This window comes from Streptomyces beijiangensis, assembly GCF_017315755.1.
Classification (GTDB): Bacteria; Actinomycetota; Actinomycetes; order Streptomycetales; family Streptomycetaceae; genus Streptomyces; species Streptomyces beijiangensis.
This window is the reverse complement of the sequence record NZ_JAFLRJ010000337.1, coordinates 1-4,068: the sequence shown is the minus strand read 5'-3', so window position 1 is coordinate 4,068 and position 4,068 is coordinate 1. Positions and strand designations below refer to the sequence as shown.

The 4,068-nt window shown below is 71.4% G+C and carries 5 protein-coding genes and 1 pseudogene; 2 read left to right on the top strand and 4 right to left on the bottom strand.

The genetic code is table 11. From position 1 onward, the window contains the following. Positions 1 to 975, top strand: a 975-nt coding sequence (locus tag J0695_RS29655; RefSeq protein WP_206967169.1) for an amidase, incomplete at its 5' end; no start/stop codon positions are given. A gap of 35 nt (positions 976 to 1,010) precedes the next feature. Here J0695_RS29655 and J0695_RS29650 read toward each other — a convergent pair. Genes J0695_RS29650 through J0695_RS29645 form a run of 3 tightly spaced genes read right to left on the bottom strand, consistent with a single transcriptional unit; the run spans position 1,011 to position 2,947 of the window. Beyond that, positions 1,011 to 2,219 carry an amidohydrolase gene (locus J0695_RS29650; protein WP_206967167.1) on the bottom strand — a complete coding sequence of 403 codons (1,209 nt, stop codon included), beginning with the start codon at positions 2,217 to 2,219 and terminating at the stop codon, positions 1,011 to 1,013. 15 nt (positions 2,220 to 2,234) lie between these two features. Further along, a complete protein-coding gene (locus J0695_RS44240) occupies positions 2,235 to 2,459 on the bottom strand; it encodes a hypothetical protein (RefSeq protein WP_242553367.1) in 225 nt (74 codons plus the stop codon). After that, complete coding sequence (locus J0695_RS29645) at positions 2,456 to 2,947, bottom strand: hypothetical protein (protein WP_242553366.1); 492 nt, start codon at positions 2,945 to 2,947, stop codon at positions 2,456 to 2,458. The genes J0695_RS44240 and J0695_RS29645 overlap by 4 nt, the downstream gene beginning before the upstream one ends. 180 nt (positions 2,948 to 3,127) lie before the next feature. Between J0695_RS29645 and J0695_RS29640 the strand changes: the two genes are divergently transcribed. Next, a complete protein-coding gene (locus tag J0695_RS29640) occupies positions 3,128 to 3,781 on the top strand; it encodes a GntR family transcriptional regulator (RefSeq protein ID WP_206967165.1) in 654 nt (217 codons plus the stop codon). A gap of 31 nt (positions 3,782 to 3,812) precedes the next feature. Here J0695_RS29640 and J0695_RS29635 read toward each other — a convergent pair. Further along, positions 3,813 to 4,068, bottom strand: a pseudogene (locus tag J0695_RS29635) (hypothetical protein); the annotation flags it as partial.

Genomic DNA, 4,068 nt, shown 5'->3' with positions numbered 1-4,068 from the left:
CCCGGCGGCTCCAGCGCCGGGTCGGCTGCCGCCGTCGCTGCCGGACTCGGCCCCGTCGCGCTCGGCTCCGACGGCGGCGGCTCGGTCCGCGTGCCCGCGGCACACTGCGGGCTCGTCGGCTTCAAGGCGTCCATGGGGCGGGTGCCGGTGTGGCCGGGCTGCCGCGACGAGCGCTACCCGGGAGTGTCGGGCTGGGAGTCACTGGAACACATCGGCCCGCTCACCCGTACCGTCGCCGACTCCGCGCTGGTGCTTTCGGTGCTGGCCGGAACCGACCCGCGCGACCGGCACTCGATACCGTGCGGCGATGTCGACTGGGCGTCGGCGGCGCAGCCCGCGGACATCGCGGGTCTGCGCGTGGCCTACAGCGCCGACCTCGGCTACCTCCCCGTCGATCCCGAGGTGCGCCGCGTCGTCGCAGATGCCGTACGCGTCCTCGAATCCGACCTCGGCTGCCGTGTCGAGGCAGCCGACCCCGGCTGGAAGGACCCGGGCGAGGCGTTCGCCGCCCTCATCGCCGCCGAGACCGACCTGAGGGGCATGCGGCGCCTCATCGGCGTACACGGCGAGCGCATGTCCCCGCATCTCGTCGAGATGATGCAGCACCCCTGGACCGCCGAGCAGTTCACGGACGCGAACATGGTCCGCAAGTCGGTCGTCAACCGCATGGCCCGCTTCATGGCGGATTACGACATCCTCGTCACCCCCACCACCGCCGTGCCGGCCTTTCCCCTCGGTATCCAGGGCCCGACCGTCATCGACGGCCGCACCGTTCCCGACACCGCCTGGACCGGCTTCGCCTCCCCGCAGAACCTCACCGGGCAGCCCGCGATCAGTGTCCCCGCGGGGTTCACCTGCGACGGCCTGCCGGTCGGACTCCAGATCACCGGCCGCCACCTCGCCGACGCCCAGGTCCTGCGGGTTGCCGCCGCATTCGAACGCGCGGCGCCGTGGGCGGATCGCTGGCCGATGTGAATCAACTGGCCGCCCCGGCACCGTAACCGGCGAAGTCAGCCGACCAGCCGGAGCTGATCCGCGACGACCCGGCCCGCGTGAATCACCGTACGGTCGGCCCCGCGGTCCATCACCGCGGAGACCACGGTGTCGCCCTCGACCAGGATGAGGTCGGCTGCGTCGCCGACGTCAACGCCGGGCCGGTCGGCGGTGGAGGTCAGCCGCTGCAGCGAGGGGTCGAGAATCGCGGCGCCACCGCGGCTCGCGACGGCCCAGCAGTGCTCGATCAGTTCGTCGGGGCGGTAGCGGCTGGTGAACGCCAGCTGCCACGTGCGGTCGAGCATGTCGCCGTTGCCGTAGGGCGACCAGAAGTCGCGCTGCCCGTCCTCGCCGAGGCCCACCCGGACGCCCGCCCGGGTCAGTTCGGCCAGCGGCAGCGCGGTGGACTGCTGGGCAGGGGCGATGGTGGCCATCGACACGTCCAGCTCCGCGAAATCCTCGATGAGCCTGCGCGTGGTGGCCTCGTCGACGGTTCCCAGCTCGTAGGCGTGAGAGATCGTCACCTTGCCCTGCATGCCGAGCGCGCGGGTGCGCTCCAGGACGAGGTCCGTGCTGAACACGCCGAGGTGCCCCGGCTCGTGCAAGTGGATGTCGACGGGCGCCTGGTGGCGTTCGGCGAGCCCGAAGACGATGTCGAGATGACGGACCGGGTCGCGGTCGAGGGTGCAGGGGTCGATCCCGCCGACGACAGCGGCTCCGGAGGAGAGCGCCTCCTCCATCAGCTCGGGAACCCCCTTCTCCCGCAACAGGCCGGCCTGCGGGAACGCGATGATCTCGACGTCCGCGCGGTCCTTGTGGGCCTCTTTCGCGGCCAGGACACCCTCGAAGCGCTCCAAGCCGGAGTCGGCGTCGATCTGCGCGTAACTGCGCACCCGGGTGGTGCCGCGCTCGATCATGCGGCCCAGCAGAGCGGTGGTGCGTTCGGCGACCGGCGGGTCCTCCCGCCAGTGCTCGCGGTCGTTCATCACCAGGCCCCAGATGCCGGACCCGCCGGTGTGCGGGCGGAAGGGCAGGCCGACCCGGTTGGAGTCCAGGTGGCAGTGGACGTCCGAGAAGGACGGCATGGCGAGGCGGCCGCGGCCGTCGATGCCGGTGCCGTCGTCCGGGCGGGACGGGGCGTGCGGCAGGACGGCGGCGATCCTGCCGTCCGTGACGTCGATGTCCGATGCCTGTCCTCCCCAGGGGCGGACGTTCCTGATGATCATGGGTGGCGACTCCTGTTACGCGGACTCGGGGAAGGTGGGCGGGAAGAGCTCGGCGGCGGTACGCCCGCGGACGTCTCTTTCGCTGTAGGCCGCGCGCATCTTCTCGAACAGGGACTGGGCCCGGCGGCGCAGTCCGTCCGTGTCGATGCCGGGCAGCCGTCCGTCGACGAGCACGGGGCGGCCGTTCACCACGGAATGGGTGGCCCGGCGGGCGCTGCCGTTGAGGAGGAGGGTCGTCACGGCCCAGCGCGCGGGCGCCGCCGAGCGTGCCGGCCTCGACATAGGCCTCGGCGGGGGCGGCGTCGGCCCGCCCGTCGACCACCTTCGCCGCGGTCCTCACCGTGGACGGACGGGTGGCGGTCGACGAGCAGTCCGTGCGGAACGGGATCGCGTTCCAGGTGGCCCTGGAGACAGTGGAGACGGACCGGCACGTCGCGGCGCGGAGCGAGCTCGGCGGTGGCGCGCAGCAGTTCGGGGGAGAGGGCCTCGATACGGCGCGGCAGAAGTGCGCCGCGCACGAGAGGGTCTCCGGTCTCCTCGGCGTGGTCGAGGAACCGTTCGGCGTCACGCAGCCCCGCGCGCCCGCGCTCCTCGTCGAAGGTCTCGGTCCAGCCGCGGCCCACATGAACGAGAGTGTCGTCCTCCCAGACCACCTCGCCGTCGCGCAGCAGTGCGTGGTGCCCGCCCTGGTGGGCCAGGATGTGGGCGGCACGCAAGCGGGTGCGCACGAAGGGTCTCCTCGCGGTCGGTTGCCGCGACCCTAACATTTGGCATACCAATGTGAGATCCATGCTCCATTGGCACGGGCATAATGCGAGCTAGGCGTGATATATGGCGGTAGATGCAGAGCTCCTACGCGTCATTCGGTATACCAATACGCTGCGGTCCGGCTCTGTGAGAATGGCGGGATGACAGGTTCTGAGGACTTCACGCCCGAGTCGGATCGGGTCACGCGCATCCTGCGCGATCAGATCATCGACGGGACGCGGGCGCCCGGCAGCAAGCTGGTGGAGCGTGACCTCGCCGCCGAGCTGGGTGTGAGCCGGCTACCCGTACGCGATGCTCTGCGGGACCTGGTCAACGAGGGGCTGGTGACTCCGCGGCCGCGCACCTGGGCAGTGGTGCGGGAGTTCACCGCCTCCGACATCTCCGACCTCATCGAGGTCCGCTCCGCCCTGGAGGTCCTCGCCTTCCGGCTCGCCGCGCAGCGCCGTACCAGGGCGGGGCTGGCCGGTCTTCGCGCCGACCTCGATGCCGAGCTGCGGGCCGCCGCGACGGGGGACGGTACGGCCGCGCGGCGGGCAGCGGCCGATTTCCACGAGACGGTCACGGAACTTGCCGACAACGCGCTGCTCAGTGAGCTCGAAGCGACGTTGCGCAGCCGGATGCGCTGGCTCCTGGGGCAGCACGATGCCTTTGACGTCGTCGCCGGGGAGCACGAGGAGCTGTATCGGGGAATCGAGGCGCGGGATGTGGGCCGCGTCGAGGAGTTGGCCCTGCGGCATCTGGCGACCAGCCGCAGTGAGGTCGCGGCCCACCGCGGCCGGGCGGTGCAGGGCTGACTCGTGGGCGTCCGGGATCGACGCGTGCGGTTCAGCTCGTGAGGGTGATACGGAAGATGGGGTGGTCGGGGGCGATGCGGCGCAGTTCCTCCGCGGAGGAGTCCGGGCCGACGCCGTTGAAGAAGACCCCTACCTCCGCCTTCCAGCGCTTGAGGTAGGCGCGCAGGATGTCGGGCTTGTCGTCGTCGCCGACCTCGACCGCGGTGAAGGCGTCGGTCTTCTTGCCGAGGTGGAGTTCGCCGCCGCCCGCGGCACGTCCAGTGGACCCACAACATGCGTGCCGCGGG

Bases quoted from the DNA above. Each gene is read 5' to 3' on its own strand.
- J0695_RS29650 (WP_206967167.1), bottom strand. From the start codon at position 2,219: ATGATCATCAGGAACGTCCGCCCCTGGGGAGGACAGGCATCGGACATC.
- J0695_RS29640 (WP_206967165.1), top strand. From the start codon at position 3,128: ATGACAGGTTCTGAGGACTTCACGCCCGAGTCGGATCGGGTCACGCGC.